Genomic DNA, 17,615 nt, shown 5'->3' on the forward strand with positions numbered 1-17,615 from the left:
TTATTCGATTAATATATCTAATATGAATCCAAAATAATTAATATTTTTTATTTTTTCAACAAATTTATCAAATTATAATTTCCTAAGAAATAAAAAAAGAGGCTGTTATAAATCAGTAAAATAAATTACTAATTTACAACAGCCTTATCTTTTATTTATTTCTAATTTTTTTATTATACTAATTTTTTTAATTCTGTTGCAACGAATTCAACTTCTGGTCCAACTATTACTTGAACAGCTGTTTTACTTGGTTTTAATACCCCAGGAACAAGTTTTTTAATTTCTGCTTCTTTTATTGCAGAGCTGTCTACTACATCAAGTCTTAATCTAGTAGTGCAGTTATCAATATTAACAATATTAGCTTTTCCACCTAGAAGAGGTAATAGAGCATTAGCTAGTTCAGTATTAGAAGTTATTTTTATTGTTTCTACTGTTTCAACAATATCATCTTCTTCTCTACCAGGAGTTTTAAGATTGAATTTTTCAATAGCAAATTTAAATACTACATAATAGATTACAAAGAATACAAGTCCTTGTATTATAAGCATATACCAACCTTGAGCAAGTGGATTTCTTGTTGAAAGAACTAAGTCAATGAACCCAGCTGAGAATCCAAATCCAGCCATCCAGTGCATAGAAGCTGCAATGAATACTGATATTCCAGTTAATAATGCATGTAATAAATATAATCCAGGAGCAACAAACATAAATGCAAATTCAATTGGTTCTGTAACTCCAGTAAAGAAACTTGCAAATCCAGCAGCTAACATAATAGAAGATATTTTTGTTCTATTTTGAGGTTTTGCAGTTCTAACAAATGCAAGGCAGGCTCCTAGTAATCCAAACATCATGATTGGGAAGAATCCAGCTTGATACATTCCAGTTTTCCCTATTACAGCAGTTCCCTCAGCTATTGATTTTGCTCCACCTAAGAAGTTTGGAATATCATTTATTCCAGCAACATCAAACCAGAATACTGAATTTAATGCATGATGTAATCCAACAGGTATTAGTAATCTGTTGAAGAATCCATAGATTCCAGCTCCAACTGGTCCTAATTTACTGATTCCTTCTCCAAATGATACAAGTCCAGAATAAACTGCTGGCCAAATATACATAAGTATGAAAGAAACCAACATCATAACAAATGATGAAATAATTGGAACAAGTCTTTTTCCACTAAAGAAAGATAGGAATTTAGGCAGTTCTACCTCACTAAATTTATTATAAAGTGCTGAAGATATAACCCCACAAAGAATACCAGTAAATTGATTGTTTATTTTAGAAAATCCAGCAGGTACTTCATTTGCAGGAATTCCTTTAATCATTCCTACTGCACCTGGAGATAATAAAGTAGTCACAACTAAGAAAGAAACCAATCCAGCAAGAGCAGCTGATCCATTTTTATCCTTAGACATACCAAAAGCTACACCGATAGCAAATAGAATAGGCATATTATCAATTATTGCCCCTCCTGATTTAATAAAGAAAGCTGCTAGTACACTTTCTCCCCCCCATCCTACAGGGTCAATCCAATATCCTAAACCTAACAATATTGCCGCTGCAGGTAAAACAGCAACTGGCACCATGAGTGCTTTACCTATTTTTTGTAGATAACTAAACATAACTTTCCCTCCTTATAATTATTTTTTAAATTTTTTTTTAGTTATTTTTCTTTTATTAAGAATTTATAATTCATTTGATTTCATTATATCATAATAAAAAAATTATTTCTACTAGATTTTTAAAAAACAAATGTTCCCTTTCAGTTATAATTATATTAAATAAAATACATTTAGTTTCCTATATTTAATATCATTCTTTTGTTATTTGATTCTGTTTAGTTATTATATTGTACTGTAATTTTTTCTTTCTTCCTTTAAATAATTATGAATTTTTTTTTCAAAATAATAAAGGAAATCGATTTTATAGAATAATATATTATATAGAGGCATTATAATTTCAGACAAGCTATTAAAAGTTTAGAATACTTAAATAAATTTAAAATAATAAATGAAAAATTTTATATTTACATTATATGAGGAGGTAATATGAAAAAAACTATAACATTAATTGGAGCTATGCTTGTAACTATTTCTACTTTTTCAGCTTCTGTAACAGATTTTGAAGACCAAATGAAGTCTTTGGAAAAAGAATATCAACTTCTTTTAAAGAAAGAAGATCAGAGATATGTTCAAGAAAAACAAATAGCTGCAACAGCAGACAATACCCTTATGGGACAAAAAAATATCTATAAAAGTGTAACTGAAAGTCTTAATGAACTACAACAGATGGAAAAATATGTTTTTTATAAAGATGACTACAATCAACTTTTAAGTAAGTATCAAACTATATTGAAAGATTTAGAAAAATCTATGAATGACCAGCAAACTATAATAGATAATTTTAAACAGATTCAGTTGGAAAAAGAAATAAATAAATAATAAAATAAGAGGTTTTCCCTGCTTTTAAGCAGAGAGAACCTCTTATAAAAAAATGTTTATACATACTACTACTAAAATAATAATAATTCCTGTTACTAAATAATTTTTTGCAAATTTATCTTTATGTTCTAACACTTTTACTTTATCTTTTTCCATTATTTTTTCTTTTTCTATATTTCTATTTATATTTTCTTCAATTCTTGTATCTTTTATAATTTCTTCTTTAGATTCTTCTTTTTTCTTTTCCCCATTTTCAGACAATATTTCTTCCAATTCTTCAATATTATCTTTCAAAAATTTTCTTCCTAATGGAGTCAACTTATATTTGTCATTTCCAAAATATTTCTTTAATTCTTTTTCAGATATATTATCAATAACTCTTTGTATTAATGCTTCTTTATTTCCTGTCTGCACTAATCCAGCACTCTTTAATATTTCTTTTAGTTGTTTTACTGTTCCCTGCTGAATATCATATATTTTTATATAGTCCTCTTTTAAGCCTATTTTTAAATACTTTTTTTCATCAATCTCATATTTACTCAACAATAATTTTGAAGCCTCTGTATCATACTCCATTTCATTTATCAACTTTAATAAAAGTACCATATTAAAATTCTCCACAAAACCCCTCCCCTCATGCTTTATGAATATTCTTCCCTTCTATAATATACTATTTATACTTTAAAATCAAATCATAAAAATTTTTTCTCTTTTTATAAATCAAAAATACTTCTATAATTCTATAAAATATTTCTTTCATTTTTTTAATTCTCAATTTAACTTACTTTCTTATGATATAATAAAAAGAAAAAGCAAAGGAGACTTATTTATGAAAAAAATTCTTATAATTTTTTCTCTTTTTATTTTAATGATTAGTTGTAATATTGGAAAAAGAGATATTGATATTTCTAAGAAAGAGGAAAGAAATGGAATAATCTATATCATTAATGAGAATAAACCTTTTACTGGAAAAATTACTGCCAAGTATGAAGATGGAAAATTAAAATCTGAAGAAAATTTTAAAAATGGTAAGTATGAAGGTACCATAAAAGAATATTTTCCTAATGGGCAACTAGCTTTTGAAGGAATATTTAAAGATGGCAGTTTAAATGGTGATGTCAAAATATATTTTGATAATGGCCAGTTAGAAAATGAATCTTCTTATACAAACAATAAAATTGAAGGTATTTGTAAAATATATTATGAAGATGGAAAATTAAGAAATATAATAAACTTTAAAGCTGATAAAAAAAATGGACCTGTTGAATATTATTATCCTAATGGGCAATTACAATATCTAGAAAACTATGTTGATGATGTACTGCAGGGTGAAGGAAAAGTATATTTTGAAAATGGTATTTTAAAAGAGGAAAATAATTATCTTGATGGAAAATATCATGGTCTTGTAAAAGTATACTATGAAAGTGGAAAACTGGAGAGTGAATACTATTATAAAAATGGACAAGCTCATGGTGAATCAAAAATTTATTATGAAAATGGACAAGTAAAAAATATTGTTAATTTTGTTGAAGATAAAATTAATGGAGTTTCTAAAATTTACTATGATAATGGCCAGTTAGAAGGAGAATACAGTTTTGTTGATAATCAGTTTGATGGTTTATTCAGAAAATATTCCAAAGATGGTGAAATCACTAATGAAGCTATATTTAAAAAAGGAAAGGTAGAAAAAATTATTAAATAAATATTTAATCCTAGCAGTTGAATTAGTCTATTCAACTGTTTTTTTATGAACTATTCTATAATTTTATTTTAATTATACATCTTATATATTTTTTGCAATTTATATACAATATATTACTTCTTTCAATATAAATGATTTGTTTGTATATTTTAAAAAAATCATGTACTATTGAATTAATAACAGATTTTTTAGGAGGAAGAATATGGATCATAGTTTTATAAATGTTCTGCCTGTTATAGTTGCAGCAGTTCTTACAATAATTACTCGCGAAACTTTGGTTTCTCTTTTTGCTGGAATCATATTAGGAAATATAATACTGACTAATGGAAATATATTTGTGGCTTTCATTAAAAGTATGACTGATATAATGACACAGGTAAAGGGTAATGCTGAAGTAATTGCATTTTCTCTCCTTGCTGGAGCTCTTGTTATTCTTTTGCAAGCCTCTGGGGGGGTTACTGGAATAGTTTATTCCCTCACAGAAAAAACTTCTGTTGTTAAAAATAAAAAGCATGCTCTTTTTTTATCATATATAATAGGAATAGCTTTATTTTTTGAATCTTCCATTAATATCCTTGTTTCTGGAACTATTGCAAAAGCTTTTTCTGAAAAATATAGAATTTCCAGTGAAGAACTTTCTTATGAAAGTGCCTCTGTATGCACAGCAATATGTGGAATATTTCCCTTTAATGGATGGGGAGCCACACTTATTGGTATAATTGGAGTACAAGTTGCTGCTGGAACTATTAGCGGAAATCCTTCTGAAATATTAATAAAAAGTATTCCTTTTAATTTTTATCCATTAGTTACCTTATTAACACTTCTTTTTTATATATTTATTGGCAAACACTGGGGACCTATGAGAAAAGCTTCTAATAGAGCTAAAATCATGGGTACACTTGTAAGAGATGAAGGAACACCTCTTATTGATACAAGTGGAAGCCAAAATCTAATGAGAAAAAGTATGAAGCCTGATTTTATGAATATGCTCTTACCTCTTTTAGTTATTATTTTAATGATGCCTGTTGGACTTTTCATAACTGGAAATGGTAATATGCTTCAAGGATCAGGTTCTATTTCAGTATATTGGGCTGTTTCAGCAGCACTTGTATGTACTGCTTTTTATTATATAGTTATAAAAAAAATAATGAGTGGTAAAGAATACATGGCTTATTTTTATAAAGGAGCTGAAAACATGGTTCCTGTTATTATACTTCTTGCTATGAGTTTTACCATTGGTGAAGTAGCTTCACAGCTTAATATAGGAAAATATTTTGCTTATGTTATTAATGGAAGAATTGATAAAATATTTGAGCCTACTGTTATTTTTGTTATTTCTGCTGTTATATCTTTTTCTACTGGAACTTCATGGGGTACTTTTGCATTAATGATGCCAGTTGGACTTCAAATGTCTTCCATTACAGGAAGCTATATGATACTCACTGTATCCTCTGTTATTTCTGGTGCTCTTATGGGAGGAAGCTGTTCTCCTGTTTCTGATATATCTGTACTTTCTTCTATGGTAGCTGGTGCTGATCATATAGATCATATCAAAACACAGGTTCCTTATGCTATTTTAAATGGAATAATATCTATTATTCTTTTTATTATTTTTGGTTATCTTTTTAATCATTAAATAATGAAAATTTGTTTTTTAAAGAATAGTATCAGAATTTCACTTTTTATTTTACAACATCATTTATTTTATATTGTATACATTTAAAATTTTTATTTTGTCTAAAAATTTGCTTTTTTTGTTATTTTATAATATAATATATTAAGAGAATTCTTTTTCATATTGTTTTATTATATAACTTGGGGAGATTTACCTTTAAATTTATGGAGGTGGTCTTTATGGTAAGCTTACATCTAATTAAAAAAGCCAAAGCAGGTAGTGAGGAAGCTATAGAAAAAATTTTTAAATTATTTCAAGGAATAATGCTTCTAAAAACTAAAAAATATTTCTTTTATGGTGGAGATAAGGAGGATGTACTTCAAGAAGCTATGATAGGACTTTTAAAAGCTATAAATGGTTATGAAGTAGGAAGACAAGCTTCCTTTAAAACTTTTGCTATTTTATGTATAAAAAGGCAGCTAATCACTGCTATAAAAAGTTCTAATAGCGGCAAATATAAAATTTTAAATATGGCTGTAAATAATAATGAAGTTTCTTATGAATATAATGCTGTTCCTGCATATTCTAATAAATCATTTAATTTTTATAATCCAGAGGAAATATACTTAAGCAAAGATAAATTTAATGCTTTAAAAAAATATCTAAAAACGCATTTAAGTAAAATGGAGAATGAAATCTTTGATTATATGCTTATTGAATTGTCATATGTAGAAATTGCAGCTAAAATAGGAAGAGATCCTAAGTCAATAGACAATGCTATCCAAAGGATAAAAAAGAAGCTTAAAACATTTACTGACGAATATGAAGCTATATAATACATTTAAAACCAGGCAGAGTTATCTTTCTCCTGGTTTTTTATAAATAAAATAAAAACAGAAAAAATTTATACTTTTTTGATTTATTTACAAAATCAGTGTATAATAAAATAATCAAAAATATAAAATGGGGGGCCTATGAGCGAATCAATAAAAGAAGTTTCTGGGGTAGTAAAAAGAATGTGGATAGGAAATTTTAAATTTTTTACTGAAATTGAAAATATGTTTGGTGGATTTATTGCATATAAACATAGTAAATGTTTATCCACTGTTGAAAAAGCATATTTATTAACAAATGATAAAATTGTTCTGGAAGGAAGAGAAGAGATTACTGCTAAAACACTTACTACAATGTCATTTGAAGAAATGGAAAATTATCTAAAATCTCATGCTTCTTATATAACAAATAGTGAAATGGGTGCTTTCTATATCCAAGCTTCTCAAAAAGAAATAGCTGACTCAGAAGAAAAAAGACTTTTAGGTCTTCTTTATTCCATTAAAGAAGATTTAACAAAATAAAGAAACATGGAAGGCAACCTTCCTGTTTCTTTATTTTGTTGCAATATTTTACTACTTATTCAAATATGGATTCTGTTCTCTCAGCCATTTCAGTTCACCATCATATTTATTTTTATCTATAATATCTTTATACTTTTCTAAAATATATATTTTATCACAATGATCACAATAATATGCAACTGTTTTATAAAATTTTAACCTGCTGACACAGTTATCAGCTAAGGTTCTTTTAACTGAATTGTTACATTTTTCACATTTCATAAGCTTCCCCCCAAAGATATTCCATTAATTTAGTTATTAGCATTCCTCCACTTTCAATAAAAAGAATTTATCCCCTACTATTTATAAATCCTGTAAATTATTGCTAGAATAATAAGAAAAAGAGAAATTAACTGTATATGTACTTTTTTACTTTTATAACCAATATAACTGCATAGTATTACTATTATACCTAAAACCAATTTTGGCATATTTCTCCTTTCCCCCTATCTTTTTAAATAGAAAAATATACTTTATTATTTTAAAGATAATATATTTTATCACTTTTCTTATAATCTTCAGCAGACATTTTATTATATCATAATATTTATTTTTTTCTATTGTTTTCATTATTATTTTCTTCTTTTTCCTTTAATTTTATGTAATGAGAAATTAATATAAAAAACTACACCCTCTATCTTAATTATCTAAGATTTTGGGTGCAATACATTTCCATTTAGTCTTTTATATTAATCATCTAATTTTATTATTGGAGAGCTGTTTCCTCCACTCACTTGTGGAAGTTTTCCATTCCATTTTTCAATAGTTAATTTCTTTAATAACATTGGTGATAATGATTCTGCCTCTACCTGATTAGCTTTTGCCTGAAGTTCTTTTTCTTTTAATTTATATTCAGCCAATAATACTTGATTTTCTGCTTCTACTCTAAATTTTTCCTGTTCAAATCTTGTTCTTTCTACTTCTTGTTCAGCAACTTTTTTAGCTTCTATAGCTCTTTCATATTCTATTGAAAAATCATGATTTGTTATAGAAACATTTGATACAGATAATCCATAAGCTTGAAAATCATCCTTTAAATCTTCATATATCATTTTACTTAATTCCTGTCTTTTTGAAACAAATTCCTCTATAGTATACTTACTAATTGAAGCCTGAACCACTTCTTTTGTTCTTGGAATAATAAAACTTGCTTCATGCAACCCTCTGAATGATCTATAAAGATTTTCTGGATCAGAGACAGCACTTTGAACTGTAAGATCAAGAATAATTGACTGCATATCTTTAGTACTTACAGACATATTATCAAAACTGTATATTTTATCTCTTGTTGTTAACATTTCTTTTGTTTGAACAACAGGTATTTTAAAATTTAATCCTTCTTTATCTATTCTTGTAATTTTTCCCCAACTTGAGATAATAGCTACTTCTCCAGTTTTTACTGTATAAAATGATGTAAATACAAGAAAAAATACTACTATGACTCCAAACCCAAGACCACCAAATATAATCTGTTTTTTCATTAATTCTCTCCCCTTTTTATATAATAATTAAATACATTCTTAAGATATTATAACAGAAAAATAAAAAAGAATCCAATAAACCCTTTTTTATATTTTATGCAATATTATCCAAGACAGCAGTAAAAAATTTAATTTTAAAATGAATATATATTTTACTTTATAAAATAAAAAAACTAGTTAAAAAATTAGCTAGTTTTTTATTTTATATAACATATATTTACTTCTTTATAATTTATTTATCTTTTTAAATTTTTTTTAATAATTTTATACTTAAATATTAAAAGAAAACTTCTTATTTTGAAATTGCTTTATTTGCAAAAATACTATTATATATTATTCCAGCAAAAATTGCACCAATAATAGGAGCTACCCAAAATAACCATAACTGTGATAAAGCAGGTGTTTCTGCAAATATAGCCATTGCTGTACTTCTTGCTGGATTTACAGAAGTATTTGTTACAGGTATACTTATCAGATGAATAAGCGTTAATCCCAAACCTATTGCTATTGGAGCAAATCCATTAGGAGCTTTTTCATCTGTAGAACCAATTATAATAAGTAAAAACATCATTGTCATTACTATCTCTGTTATTAATGCTGCAATCATTGAATATCCACCTGGTGATAATACTCCATATCCATTACTTGCAAACCCTCCTATAACAAAATCTGCTCTTCCAGTTGTTATTAAATATAATATTCCTGCTCCTGCTATTCCTCCTAAAACTTGGCTGATAACATATGGAACTAATTCTTCTTTTTTAAAACGCCCTGCTACACATAGTCCTATAGAAACTGCTGGATTTAAATGACAACCTGAAATATGACCTATTGCATATGCCATTGTTAACACAGTAAGCCCAAAAGCTAATGCTACTCCTGTAAATCCTATTCCTACTACTGGAAAAGCTGCTGCTATAACTGCACTTCCACATCCCCCTAAGACAAGCCAAAATGTCCCTATAAATTCTGCTACTAACTTCTTGTACATTTTTCCTCCATAAAATTTTTATATTTTTATTATTCTAACAAAACAAACCTTAATACAAAAAATATTTTTTATCTATATTTTTCAAAAAATATTTTACTCTATTTACACATAACAATATATATCACATATAGTATATAAGTCAAGGTAAAAAATATTTTTTTAGATATATCAAATAATACAAATCTTTCTTTTGATATCTTTTCATGTTTAGATTTATAATGAATAACCACTCTCTTTTTAAATAAAATTACTTCATTGTCTTTTTATTAAATAAAATTTTATTTTAATATAATAAATCAAGTTTATATCTTTTTTTAGCTTAAATATTTTATACTTATACAATATTTAAGTTTTAAACAAGAAGAAATTACACTAAAAAAATCTTATCTTTCCATATTTAATATTAATTAAAATTTTTTACAATTTTTCATCCTATTTTATATAAATGATCTTTATTTTTCACATTTTTTTATTATTTTTGTTTATTGCTTACTATCTTATAATTTTATATCTATCTTTTATTTACTACATATTTTTAATATATTCTAACATCATTCATTAATTATTTGAGATTTTAATATATCATTTTTATAATTCCTTTAAATTGCTTTTAAATAATTTTTACTATATACTAATAGTAGAACCTATAAAATCTTATTGGAGGAAAGATTATGACTAAAATGGAATTTTGGGAACTAATGGAAATATTCAGAAACAAAAGTGATGGAGATAATGAAGTATTTCTTCAATCTGCACAGGAATATTTAAGTGGTTGTAATGCGGAAGAAATATATTATTTTGGTGGATATCTTGGGGCATATATGGAATCTGTAAATGAATGCATTTGGATAGATATGGCCTGTAAAGTAATTAATGGTTATGTGAGTGATGACACTGGCTTATATTTTGCACTATGGCTTATATCTCAGGGAGAAAAAGTTCTTCTTGAAGCTCTAACTAATCCTGATTCATTAGCAAACTTACCATATATTCCTTTTGGAAATGCTGAATTTGAAATGCTTATGAGTGTTACTTTTGAAATGATAGGAGAAGATATGGATATTGAAAAAGTTCATTCTATACAGATTAAATGCCTTGAAATAATAGCTCCAGATATTCAGTATAAAAATAATGATAAATATGGCAATTATGAATGTTTTGAAGATGGAATGGAAGATATTCCTAACATTCTCCCCAATCTTATTAAAAGAGCTGATTCAGAAAATTTTGACTGGAAAAATCTATATGAATTTTAAACTTTTGTAATTAAAAGTATTTCTAATTTATAATTGTAAAAAATGGAAGGATATATTAAAATGAACTCTAAAATTGGATATTGTCCAATAAAAAGAGTTCATTTTTTATAATTAAATAAATTATTTTTTAAAATTTAATACTGAAAGAAAACTTTTTAAATTTGAAAGGTTTTCTTAACTATATAACAAAATATCTTGTGAGAGATATTTTCATATATCACAAATATTTTTACCACCCCCACTTATTCCATTCCTCATCAAAAATTTTAATTATTATTTTATTTGCTGCTACACACATTATGAACACTACAATCCCTGTTATTACTATTGTTCTCATTTTCCCTCCTTAAGAAATAATAAACACAGACATAATTCCATATTTTTACAAAATTCTATTTTAATTACACTTTTCTAACTTTTTTCTATATTCCCTTTTTATTGACCTATTCATATTTTTTATTTTTATCTTTAATCTTCTTTATAGCTTTATTTTAAGAACTATATAATTTAAAATAAATATTTTTAATAATCCTTTTAAAAATTATACTTGTAGTTTTCCATAAAAGTATTATTTATTGAAATGAAAATAATACATAAATAAAAAAACTAGTAGATAACTCAACTAGTTTTTTATTTGTATAATATTTATTATTTTTTAAATGTAAGTAAACATGGTGCACAGGAAGAGACTTGAACTCTCACTGGAAAACTACCAATAAGGACCTCAACCTTACGCGTCTACCATTCCGCCACCTGTGCACACAAGGATTTTATTTTATCACAAATCTATTATTTTGTAAAGAACTTCTTAATATCTTTAATACCATAATCCTTCTGTTCTTTTTTTAATTTTCTTTTTTTTAAATATTCTATCATATTCTCTCAATAAAATGCCAAAAATAAAAAGTGGAAACAAAAATATCTTTACAGCTGTATTAATGATGAAAGTATGAGATTTTTTTTCTTTTTTATTAGATTTTTTTTTCATTTTATTCCTCCATTAATCATTTCCACTAAGAAAAAATAGGGCACCTGCTGGTACCCCACAAATTTTTTCAGCAAATTTAAACTATGCTACAGTTACATTAGAAGCAACTGGACCTTTGTTTCCTTCAGTAACTTCAAAAGTTACAGCTTGTCCTTCTTCTAATGATCTAAATCCTTTTGAATTGATGTTTGAGTAGTGCACGAAATAATCGTTTCCATCCTCACCAGAAATAAATCCAAACCCTTTGTCTTTGTTAAACCATTTTACAGTTCCTTTTAGCATTTAAAGCACCTCCAAAAATTTTAAGAAAATTAAAACCATTAAGAACAAACAAACCCTAAAATTTTTGAAAAGTGTTAAAAACTTAGTGTTTAATTTATAAATTAAGGTTTTACTACGGCTCTATTCTACCACTAATTAGCATTTTATACAAGCAAATTTTTTTAAAAAAGTTCCCTATTTATCTACTTTCATACAATTATTAACTCACTTATTTATATTTTTTATTTAAAGCTTTTAAAATAGCAAAACTCTCTAAATCCATCTCTTCACTTAACATTTTTGGATTAAAATGTGCTTTAAAATTATATACTACTCTTTTACTTTCTTCATCCCATTCATTAGTAGTATTAATTTTATAACCATATTTTCTAAGTTCTGACTTTATTTCAGAGATTGGTGTGACATTAAATAAAGCCTCATTCATAAAGAAAATTTTATCATTTTCTTCATACCAAGCTCCAATATTGTATTCTCTATAAAGCCTTTCCCATGGAAATTTTGGACCTGGATCAATTTTTCTTAATGGAGCTACATCTGAATGTCCTATAATAAATTTAGGTTTTATTTGATACTGTTCAATAAGTATTTTTAATAATGCTGCTACTTTTTTTATCTGTGCATCATCAAACTCTACATACTCATCATATGGTCTGAAAAATCCATCATACTTTGGAGCATCTGGAATGGCTTTTATTCCTATATTTACGATTTCTATTCCTATTGATGTATCATTAATATTATTTCTTCCACAAAATTCACTTACACCAGCATGCCACGCTCTCTCTTCATGAGGAAGTAAGGCATATGTTGGTTCTTCTGCTTTTGAAGTTATTAAATAATGAGAGCTGACATTTGGTCCAGTTAAAGCTCTTATTCCTACCTCATCATTAGTTGCTGTATAATGCAAAACTATATATTTTATTCTATTGTCTTTCCCTTTAGCCTGATATGACTTGTCATCTATTTTGTAGTTAACATGGCTACATGAGAAAAAAATCATTGACATTAGAAATAACACCAAACATTTTTTCTTCATCACTTTACCTCTCTTTTTGTAACATTATATTTTTGTTCATTACTGACTATATTTTACTATGTTTTTTTAAAATATCAAAAGAAAAATTTAAAAAATTTATAAAAAAAATTTGAAAATATCTGGATTATATGATATAAATTAGGAACTTGCATTTTTTTAGTTTTATTTTAGGAGGAAATTTATAATGACAAAAAAGGATTTTGCAAAAGCTTTATTTGAAAAAGGGATATTTGTTTCTAAAGCTGAATCAGAAAGAAAAGTTGATGCTATTTTAACAGAAATTGAAGAAGTACTAAAATCTGGTGAAGAATTAAACTTTATTGGATGGGGAAAATTTGAAGTAGTTCAAAAAGCTGAAAGAATGGGAAGAAACCCTAAAACTGGTGAAGAAATTAAAATAGAAGCTAAGAAGTCTGTAAAATTCAAAGCTGGAAAAACTTTAGTAGACAAAATGAACTAACCTTTATTTTTAAGAAGCTGGCTCAAAATTGAACCAGCTTCTTTTTTTATCTTTTTTTTCTTTTAAAATGAAGTGAATCTCCCCATTCTCCATAAACTATTTCATCACCTATAGATTTAACTTTCATATCCATATCATCTCTGCATTTTTCTATACTGTCTTCTATTCCAGGTTTGTTATCATAAAGAAGATACTTTTTTTTATGTTCTTCCAATGTGGCAGTTGGCATAAGTATATTTGCTCCTGCTAAAAGTCCTTTTTCTCTTCCATGAGAATCCAATCCTTGAAGTGCAGTGGTAGCTGCTATATTTACATCTTTAAGAAAAATTCTTGTTAAAGCTATCATTTTCAGTCCTAATTCTACTCTTTTTTCATTAGGAAGTACAATATCCTTCCACTCTTGCCCTAATGGTGTATCTTTATGAATTATATAAGGTCCCATTCCTATCATATCTATTTTCATATCTCTATAAAAAAGTATATCATCTACTAAATCTTCTTCTGTTTGACCTGGAACTCCTATCATAACCCCTGTTCCAACTTGATATCCTATTTCTCTTAAAGCTTCTAAACACTTTTTTCTGATTTCAAAAGTATGTTTTCCATCCTGTGGGTGAAGTTTTTTAAATAGCTCCTTATTTGTACTTTCTATTCTTAATAAGTACCTATGAGCTCCTGCATCAAACCATCTTTTATATGTTTCATAAGATTGTTCACCTAAAGATAAAGTTATTCCTAATCTTCCATTAGAAAGCTTTTTTATTTCTTTTATTACATCTTCTACAAAGTCAATAAATTCTCTATCTTGTCTCTCTCCAGATTGAAGTGCTAAAGATCCATAATTATTTTCATAGATCCATTTTACCCCTTCCATTATCTCATCTTTAGACATAGAAAATCTTTCAGTTTTACAGTTTCCTTTTCTTATTCCACAATAATTACAATTTTTTATACAGATATTGCTTATTTCTATAAGTCCTCTATAATATACCTTTCTTCCTACATCTTTTGTTTTTATTTCATAAGCTTTTTTATAAAGCAATTCCAAGTCTTTAGCATCAGAAATTTTCATAAGGTTAACAAGATCATCTCTAGTTAATTTTTCTTTCTCTAATATATCTTTTATTCTCATTTTTTCTCCTATCTCATCATTACTTGCTGTCTTTCTTTTTTCATATTTTTTCGAAAACCTATATGCAAATGTCCCCTTTTAGGGTAATATATTAATTGATCATAACTTAATGAAGATTTTATTATTTTTTGAAACTCTTTGTAAGCTGAACCTTTTTTTAATATTATATCAACAGCAAGACCACTTTGATGAGCAGAGCTATCAGAACCGCCTACTCTCTTATTCACATGGCTGCTTCTATACCAACTGCTTACTTGAATTGGTCTTCCCAGCAATTTTCTAAATTTATCTAATCTCACAGCTGTATATCTTATATTTGCTGCCTGTTGTTTTGAAGGAGTATTGTCTATCCCATATTTTTTGGCAAGAGCACTATCAACTGCCTCTCCCATTGTAAAATATTTAGAGATTTTTTCATCTCTCTTAATCTCAGCTCGAGAAAACATACATCCTGAAAATAATATTGTCAATATTACAAAGAATGATAACTTTTTCAAAATCTTCCCCCTTAAAAATTTAAATTTATTTATAGAAAGGATGTTTAGACTTATGTCAAACAAAACCAAAGCCGTATTTTCCATGCTTATATCTGCTCTAGGATTTACACTTATGAGTGTCGCAGTAAAATATCTAAAAGATATTCCTTTATTTGAAAAGGTATTTTTTAGAAATTTAGTAAGTCTTGTTGTAGCCTTTTATTTGATTAAAAAATCCTCTTCTCCTGTCTTTGGACAGAAAAAAAATCAATTAGCTCTCCTTGCCAGATCAGTATTTGGCCTTGCTGGTGTTATCCTTAATTTCTATGCTATAACCCATCTGACACTTGCTGATTCTACTATGCTTGGAAAGCTGTCGCCAATATTTGTTACTATAATGGCCTGTCTTTTCTTAAAAGAAAAAATAGACAAAGAACAGATTATTGGCATATTTATTACTTTTGTTGGAGCTTTATTGGTTATTAAGCCTCAGTTTTCTTTAAGTATAATTCCAAGTATCTCTGGATTGCTATCAGCTGCTTTTTCTGGAACTGCATATACACTTCTCAGATATCTTAAAGACAAAGAAAATCCTGATACTATTGTATTTTATTTTTCTATTATATCAGTAATAGGAACTTTACCCTTTGTCCTTGCTGATTATATAATGCCTACATCAACTCAGTTTTTGCTTCTGTTGGCCACAGGATTATTTGCTTCTATAGGGCAATTTGGAGTAACTTATGCTTATAAATATTCAAAAGCTACTGAAGTGTCTATTTATACCTATTCAGCAATTGTTTTTGGTATTCTGCTTGGATTCATATTCTTCCATGAAATACCAGATATATTGAGCCTCTTAGGTGGTGGTTTAATCATAGCTATGGCTTATTATACATTTAGACATAACCAGAAAAAAGATTAAAGTTTTTTATTATTTATAAAGCTTACTGCCAGCATAGTTTTAGCATCTGAAAGTTTTAATATATTAATATCTTTTATAGCTATTCTTTCAACTTCTAAAAACTCATCTTCATCAAGGTGCTGATGAGTTTTTTTTAATTCTTCAGCATAATAAATATAAAATTTACCATCTGTTACCCCAGGACTATTATAAAATTCACATACTTTTTCTATTTTACCAGCTTTATAACCTGTTTCTTCTTCTAATTCTCTTAAAGCTGCCTCTTGAGGATCTTCCCCTTCTTCTACTAATCCTGCTGGTATTTCCATTGTTACTTTCTTTACTGCTGGTCTATATTGTTTTACCATAAGAATAGTATTATCATCAAATGAGGCTATTATTCCTACAGCTTCTCTTTTTCCAGTAAATGTCCAGTCTACAACTTTTTCATTAGGAAGTTGTAATTTTTCACTATAAACTGTTATATGATTATTTTTAAAAACTTCTCTTCTTTCTAAATGTTTATATTTCTCTACCATTTATTCCCCCAGTATCTCCTTAGTTTTATACAAAATTATCCCACTTGCAATAGCTACATTTAAAGATTCTGCTATTCCATAAATTGGTATAATTATTTTTTCATCACATATTTTTAGAAAGTTCTGGGATACCCCATCTCCTTCACTCCCAAAAACAATAGCATTTTTTTCTGCCAGTTTCATTTGTGTATAGGAAACTGAATCTTTATCTAATGCTGTAACTTCTATTTTATAATTTTCCTTTTTTAAAAAAGCTATAAGTTCTTCCTCTTCCATATATGTTATATTCATATTAAGAATAGAGCCCATACTGCTTCTTACAACTTTTTCATTGTAACAATCTACACTTCCTTTTGTAAGAAATATATCCTTAAATCCAGCTGCATCAGCTACTCTTACAATAGTTCCCAAATTCCCTGGATCTCCTATTTTATCAAGAACTATTATATTGTTTTGTAATTTTTGTATTGTTCCCTTGATATATGGATATACAATTATTACTCCTTGTGAATTTTCTTGTGAAGTGAGTTGAGTAAATACTTTCTCAGAAACAACTATCTTTCGACATTGAAATTTTTCAAGCTTTAACTCTATCTCTTTAGTTATTTCATAATTTTCTCTAAAAACTATTATTTGAGGTTCAAAAGTAAAATCAAGAAATTTTCTTCCTTCAGCTATGAAGAGTTGTTCCTCTTCTCTATATTTTTTTATCTTAAGTTTTTTTATTTTTTTTATTGTATTATTTTCTAGACTGTTAACATAGTCCACTGTTCCTCCTGTAATTCTTTTGGTTATTTTTTAAATTTTCATACAGCAATTATATCATAATTTATTAAAAATTAGGACTGAAATTTACACTCCTCTTTCTTCTTAATATTTACTTTAAAGAAAATATGAGCTATAATTAATTGTACA

The 17,615-nt window shown here is 27.0% G+C and carries 21 protein-coding genes and 1 tRNA gene; 8 read left to right on the forward strand and 14 right to left on the reverse strand.

Translation table 11 applies throughout. The features are described from left to right. Window positions 1-173: 173 nt before the first annotated feature. Window positions 174-1,625, reverse strand: a complete 1,452-nt coding sequence (nagE, locus tag E6771_RS04105) for an N-acetylglucosamine-specific PTS transporter subunit IIBC (protein ID WP_316089849.1) — start codon at window positions 1,623-1,625, stop codon at window positions 174-176. A 426-nt stretch (window positions 1,626-2,051) separates the two neighbouring features. Between nagE and E6771_RS04110 the strand changes: the two genes are divergently transcribed. After that, complete coding sequence (locus E6771_RS04110; RefSeq protein ID WP_316089850.1) at window positions 2,052-2,444, forward strand: adhesion protein FadA; 393 nt, start codon at window positions 2,052-2,054, stop codon at window positions 2,442-2,444. 42 nt (window positions 2,445-2,486) lie between these two features. Here the strand turns inward: E6771_RS04110 and E6771_RS04115 are convergent, their stop codons facing one another. After that, window positions 2,487-3,065, reverse strand: coding sequence for an SAP domain-containing protein (locus tag E6771_RS04115; protein WP_316089851.1), 579 nt, complete (start codon window positions 3,063-3,065; stop codon window positions 2,487-2,489). Window positions 3,066-3,273: 208 nt separating this feature from the next. On the opposite strand from E6771_RS04115, the gene E6771_RS04120 reads away from it, so the two are divergent. The 4 genes from E6771_RS04120 to E6771_RS04135 all read left to right on the forward strand — a co-directional run bounded on the left by E6771_RS04120 (window position 3,274) and on the right by E6771_RS04135 (window position 7,116). After that, on the forward strand, window positions 3,274-4,146 hold the full coding sequence (locus E6771_RS04120) for a toxin-antitoxin system YwqK family antitoxin (protein WP_316089852.1): 873 nt from the start codon (window positions 3,274-3,276) through the stop codon (window positions 4,144-4,146). Between the two features lie 202 nt (window positions 4,147-4,348). After that, the gene (locus E6771_RS04125; protein ID WP_316089854.1) at window positions 4,349-5,782 is read left to right on the forward strand and encodes a Na+/H+ antiporter NhaC family protein; all 1,434 of its coding nucleotides are present in this window, start codon (window positions 4,349-4,351) and stop codon (window positions 5,780-5,782) included. A 218-nt stretch (window positions 5,783-6,000) separates the two neighbouring features. Further along, a complete protein-coding gene (locus tag E6771_RS04130) occupies window positions 6,001-6,597 on the forward strand; it encodes a sigma-70 family RNA polymerase sigma factor (protein ID WP_316089856.1) in 597 nt (198 codons plus the stop codon). 138 nt (window positions 6,598-6,735) lie between these two features. After that, window positions 6,736-7,116: a hypothetical protein gene (locus E6771_RS04135; RefSeq protein WP_316089857.1), complete on the forward strand. Its 381-nt coding sequence runs from the start codon at window positions 6,736-6,738 to the stop codon at window positions 7,114-7,116. A 51-nt stretch (window positions 7,117-7,167) separates the two neighbouring features. Here E6771_RS04135 and E6771_RS04140 read toward each other — a convergent pair whose 3' ends face one another. The 4 genes from E6771_RS04140 to aqpZ form a co-directional block, all read right to left on the reverse strand. Beyond that, window positions 7,168-7,377 (reverse strand): hypothetical protein, encoded by a 210-nt coding sequence (locus tag E6771_RS04140; RefSeq protein ID WP_316089859.1) that lies wholly within the window; start codon window positions 7,375-7,377, stop codon window positions 7,168-7,170. A 77-nt stretch (window positions 7,378-7,454) separates the two neighbouring features. After that, window positions 7,455-7,586 carry a hypothetical protein gene (locus E6771_RS04145; protein ID WP_316089860.1) on the reverse strand — a complete coding sequence of 44 codons (132 nt, stop codon included), beginning with the start codon at window positions 7,584-7,586 and terminating at the stop codon, window positions 7,455-7,457. A gap of 258 nt (window positions 7,587-7,844) precedes the next feature. Further along, window positions 7,845-8,636, reverse strand: a complete 792-nt coding sequence (locus E6771_RS04150) for a prohibitin family protein (RefSeq protein WP_316089862.1) — start codon at window positions 8,634-8,636, stop codon at window positions 7,845-7,847. A gap of 292 nt (window positions 8,637-8,928) precedes the next feature. Beyond that, window positions 8,929-9,627 (reverse strand): aquaporin Z, encoded by a 699-nt coding sequence (aqpZ, locus tag E6771_RS04155; RefSeq protein ID WP_316089863.1) that lies wholly within the window; start codon window positions 9,625-9,627, stop codon window positions 8,929-8,931. Window positions 9,628-10,298: 671 nt separating this feature from the next. Between aqpZ and E6771_RS04160 the strand changes: the two genes are divergently transcribed. Continuing rightward, the gene (locus E6771_RS04160) at window positions 10,299-10,883 is read left to right on the forward strand and encodes a DUF4240 domain-containing protein (protein ID WP_316089864.1); all 585 of its coding nucleotides are present in this window, start codon (window positions 10,299-10,301) and stop codon (window positions 10,881-10,883) included. 672 nt (window positions 10,884-11,555) lie between these two features. On the opposite strand, the gene E6771_RS04165 is transcribed toward E6771_RS04160, so the two are convergent. The 4 genes from E6771_RS04165 to E6771_RS04180 form a co-directional block, all read right to left on the reverse strand. Continuing rightward, window positions 11,556-11,642 (reverse strand) — tRNA-Leu (locus tag E6771_RS04165). A gap of 58 nt (window positions 11,643-11,700) precedes the next feature. Continuing rightward, on the reverse strand, window positions 11,701-11,871 hold the full coding sequence (locus E6771_RS04170) for a hypothetical protein (RefSeq protein ID WP_316089865.1): 171 nt from the start codon (window positions 11,869-11,871) through the stop codon (window positions 11,701-11,703). Between the two features lie 81 nt (window positions 11,872-11,952). Beyond that, window positions 11,953-12,153, reverse strand: a complete 201-nt coding sequence (locus E6771_RS04175; RefSeq protein ID WP_005976955.1) for a cold-shock protein — start codon at window positions 12,151-12,153, stop codon at window positions 11,953-11,955. 208 nt (window positions 12,154-12,361) lie between these two features. Then, window positions 12,362-13,159, reverse strand: a complete 798-nt coding sequence (locus tag E6771_RS04180; RefSeq protein WP_316089867.1) for an N-acetylmuramoyl-L-alanine amidase — start codon at window positions 13,157-13,159, stop codon at window positions 12,362-12,364. Between the two features lie 214 nt (window positions 13,160-13,373). On the opposite strand from E6771_RS04180, the gene E6771_RS04185 reads away from it, so the two are divergent. Further along, the gene (locus E6771_RS04185; protein WP_096403058.1) at window positions 13,374-13,649 is read left to right on the forward strand and encodes an HU family DNA-binding protein; all 276 of its coding nucleotides are present in this window, start codon (window positions 13,374-13,376) and stop codon (window positions 13,647-13,649) included. 46 nt (window positions 13,650-13,695) lie between these two features. On the opposite strand, the gene hydE is transcribed toward E6771_RS04185, so the two are convergent. After that, window positions 13,696-14,781 carry a [FeFe] hydrogenase H-cluster radical SAM maturase HydE gene (gene hydE / locus E6771_RS04190; protein WP_316089869.1) on the reverse strand — a complete coding sequence of 362 codons (1,086 nt, stop codon included), beginning with the start codon at window positions 14,779-14,781 and terminating at the stop codon, window positions 13,696-13,698. A gap of 8 nt (window positions 14,782-14,789) precedes the next feature. Beyond that, window positions 14,790-15,278, reverse strand: coding sequence for a D-Ala-D-Ala carboxypeptidase family metallohydrolase (locus E6771_RS04195; RefSeq protein ID WP_316089870.1), 489 nt, complete (start codon window positions 15,276-15,278; stop codon window positions 14,790-14,792). Window positions 15,279-15,330: 52 nt separating this feature from the next. On the opposite strand from E6771_RS04195, the gene E6771_RS04200 reads away from it, so the two are divergent. Beyond that, the gene (locus E6771_RS04200) at window positions 15,331-16,182 is read left to right on the forward strand and encodes a DMT family transporter (protein ID WP_316089871.1); all 852 of its coding nucleotides are present in this window, start codon (window positions 15,331-15,333) and stop codon (window positions 16,180-16,182) included. Here the strand turns inward: E6771_RS04200 and E6771_RS04205 are convergent. Both E6771_RS04205 and E6771_RS04210 read right to left on the reverse strand, forming a co-directional pair. Further along, window positions 16,179-16,700 (reverse strand): NUDIX hydrolase, encoded by a 522-nt coding sequence (locus E6771_RS04205; RefSeq protein ID WP_316089873.1) that lies wholly within the window; start codon window positions 16,698-16,700, stop codon window positions 16,179-16,181. The two genes, E6771_RS04200 and E6771_RS04205, sit on opposite strands and share 4 nt — an antisense overlap. Continuing rightward, complete coding sequence (locus E6771_RS04210) at window positions 16,701-17,468, reverse strand: RNA methyltransferase (RefSeq protein WP_316089874.1); 768 nt, start codon at window positions 17,466-17,468, stop codon at window positions 16,701-16,703. Window positions 17,469-17,615: the final 147 nt, after the last annotated feature.

Origin of the sequence: Fusobacterium sp., assembly GCF_032477075.1 — a bacterium.
Classification (GTDB): domain Bacteria; phylum Fusobacteriota; class Fusobacteriia; order Fusobacteriales; family Fusobacteriaceae; genus Fusobacterium_A.

Excerpts from the sequence above, each read along its gene's own strand:
- E6771_RS04185 (WP_096403058.1), top strand. The coding sequence starts at position 13,374 with ATGACAAAAAAGGATTTTGCAAAAGCTTTATTTGAAAAAGGGATATTT.
- E6771_RS04180 (WP_316089867.1), bottom strand. The coding sequence starts at position 13,159 with ATGTCAATGATTTTTTTCTCATGTAGCCATGTTAACTACAAAATAGAT.
- E6771_RS04125 (WP_316089854.1), top strand. The coding sequence starts at position 4,349 with ATGGATCATAGTTTTATAAATGTTCTGCCTGTTATAGTTGCAGCAGTT.
- E6771_RS04120 (WP_316089852.1), top strand. The coding sequence starts at position 3,274 with ATGAAAAAAATTCTTATAATTTTTTCTCTTTTTATTTTAATGATTAGT.
- E6771_RS04135 (WP_316089857.1), top strand. The coding sequence starts at position 6,736 with ATGAGCGAATCAATAAAAGAAGTTTCTGGGGTAGTAAAAAGAATGTGG.
- aqpZ (WP_316089863.1), bottom strand. The coding sequence starts at position 9,627 with ATGTACAAGAAGTTAGTAGCAGAATTTATAGGGACATTTTGGCTTGTC.
- E6771_RS04130 (WP_316089856.1), top strand. The coding sequence starts at position 6,001 with ATGGTAAGCTTACATCTAATTAAAAAAGCCAAAGCAGGTAGTGAGGAA.
- E6771_RS04175 (WP_005976955.1), bottom strand. The coding sequence starts at position 12,153 with ATGCTAAAAGGAACTGTAAAATGGTTTAACAAAGACAAAGGGTTTGGA.
- E6771_RS04205 (WP_316089873.1), bottom strand. The coding sequence starts at position 16,700 with ATGGTAGAGAAATATAAACATTTAGAAAGAAGAGAAGTTTTTAAAAAT.
- hydE (WP_316089869.1), bottom strand. The coding sequence starts at position 14,781 with ATGAGAATAAAAGATATATTAGAGAAAGAAAAATTAACTAGAGATGAT.
- E6771_RS04145 (WP_316089860.1), bottom strand. The coding sequence starts at position 7,586 with ATGCCAAAATTGGTTTTAGGTATAATAGTAATACTATGCAGTTATATT.
- E6771_RS04110 (WP_316089850.1), top strand. The coding sequence starts at position 2,052 with ATGAAAAAAACTATAACATTAATTGGAGCTATGCTTGTAACTATTTCT.
- nagE (WP_316089849.1), bottom strand. The coding sequence starts at position 1,625 with ATGTTTAGTTATCTACAAAAAATAGGTAAAGCACTCATGGTGCCAGTT.
- E6771_RS04170 (WP_316089865.1), bottom strand. The coding sequence starts at position 11,871 with ATGAAAAAAAAATCTAATAAAAAAGAAAAAAAATCTCATACTTTCATC.
- E6771_RS04140 (WP_316089859.1), bottom strand. The coding sequence starts at position 7,377 with ATGAAATGTGAAAAATGTAACAATTCAGTTAAAAGAACCTTAGCTGAT.
- E6771_RS04150 (WP_316089862.1), bottom strand. The coding sequence starts at position 8,636 with ATGAAAAAACAGATTATATTTGGTGGTCTTGGGTTTGGAGTCATAGTA.
- E6771_RS04200 (WP_316089871.1), top strand. The coding sequence starts at position 15,331 with ATGTCAAACAAAACCAAAGCCGTATTTTCCATGCTTATATCTGCTCTA.
- E6771_RS04160 (WP_316089864.1), top strand. The coding sequence starts at position 10,299 with ATGACTAAAATGGAATTTTGGGAACTAATGGAAATATTCAGAAACAAA.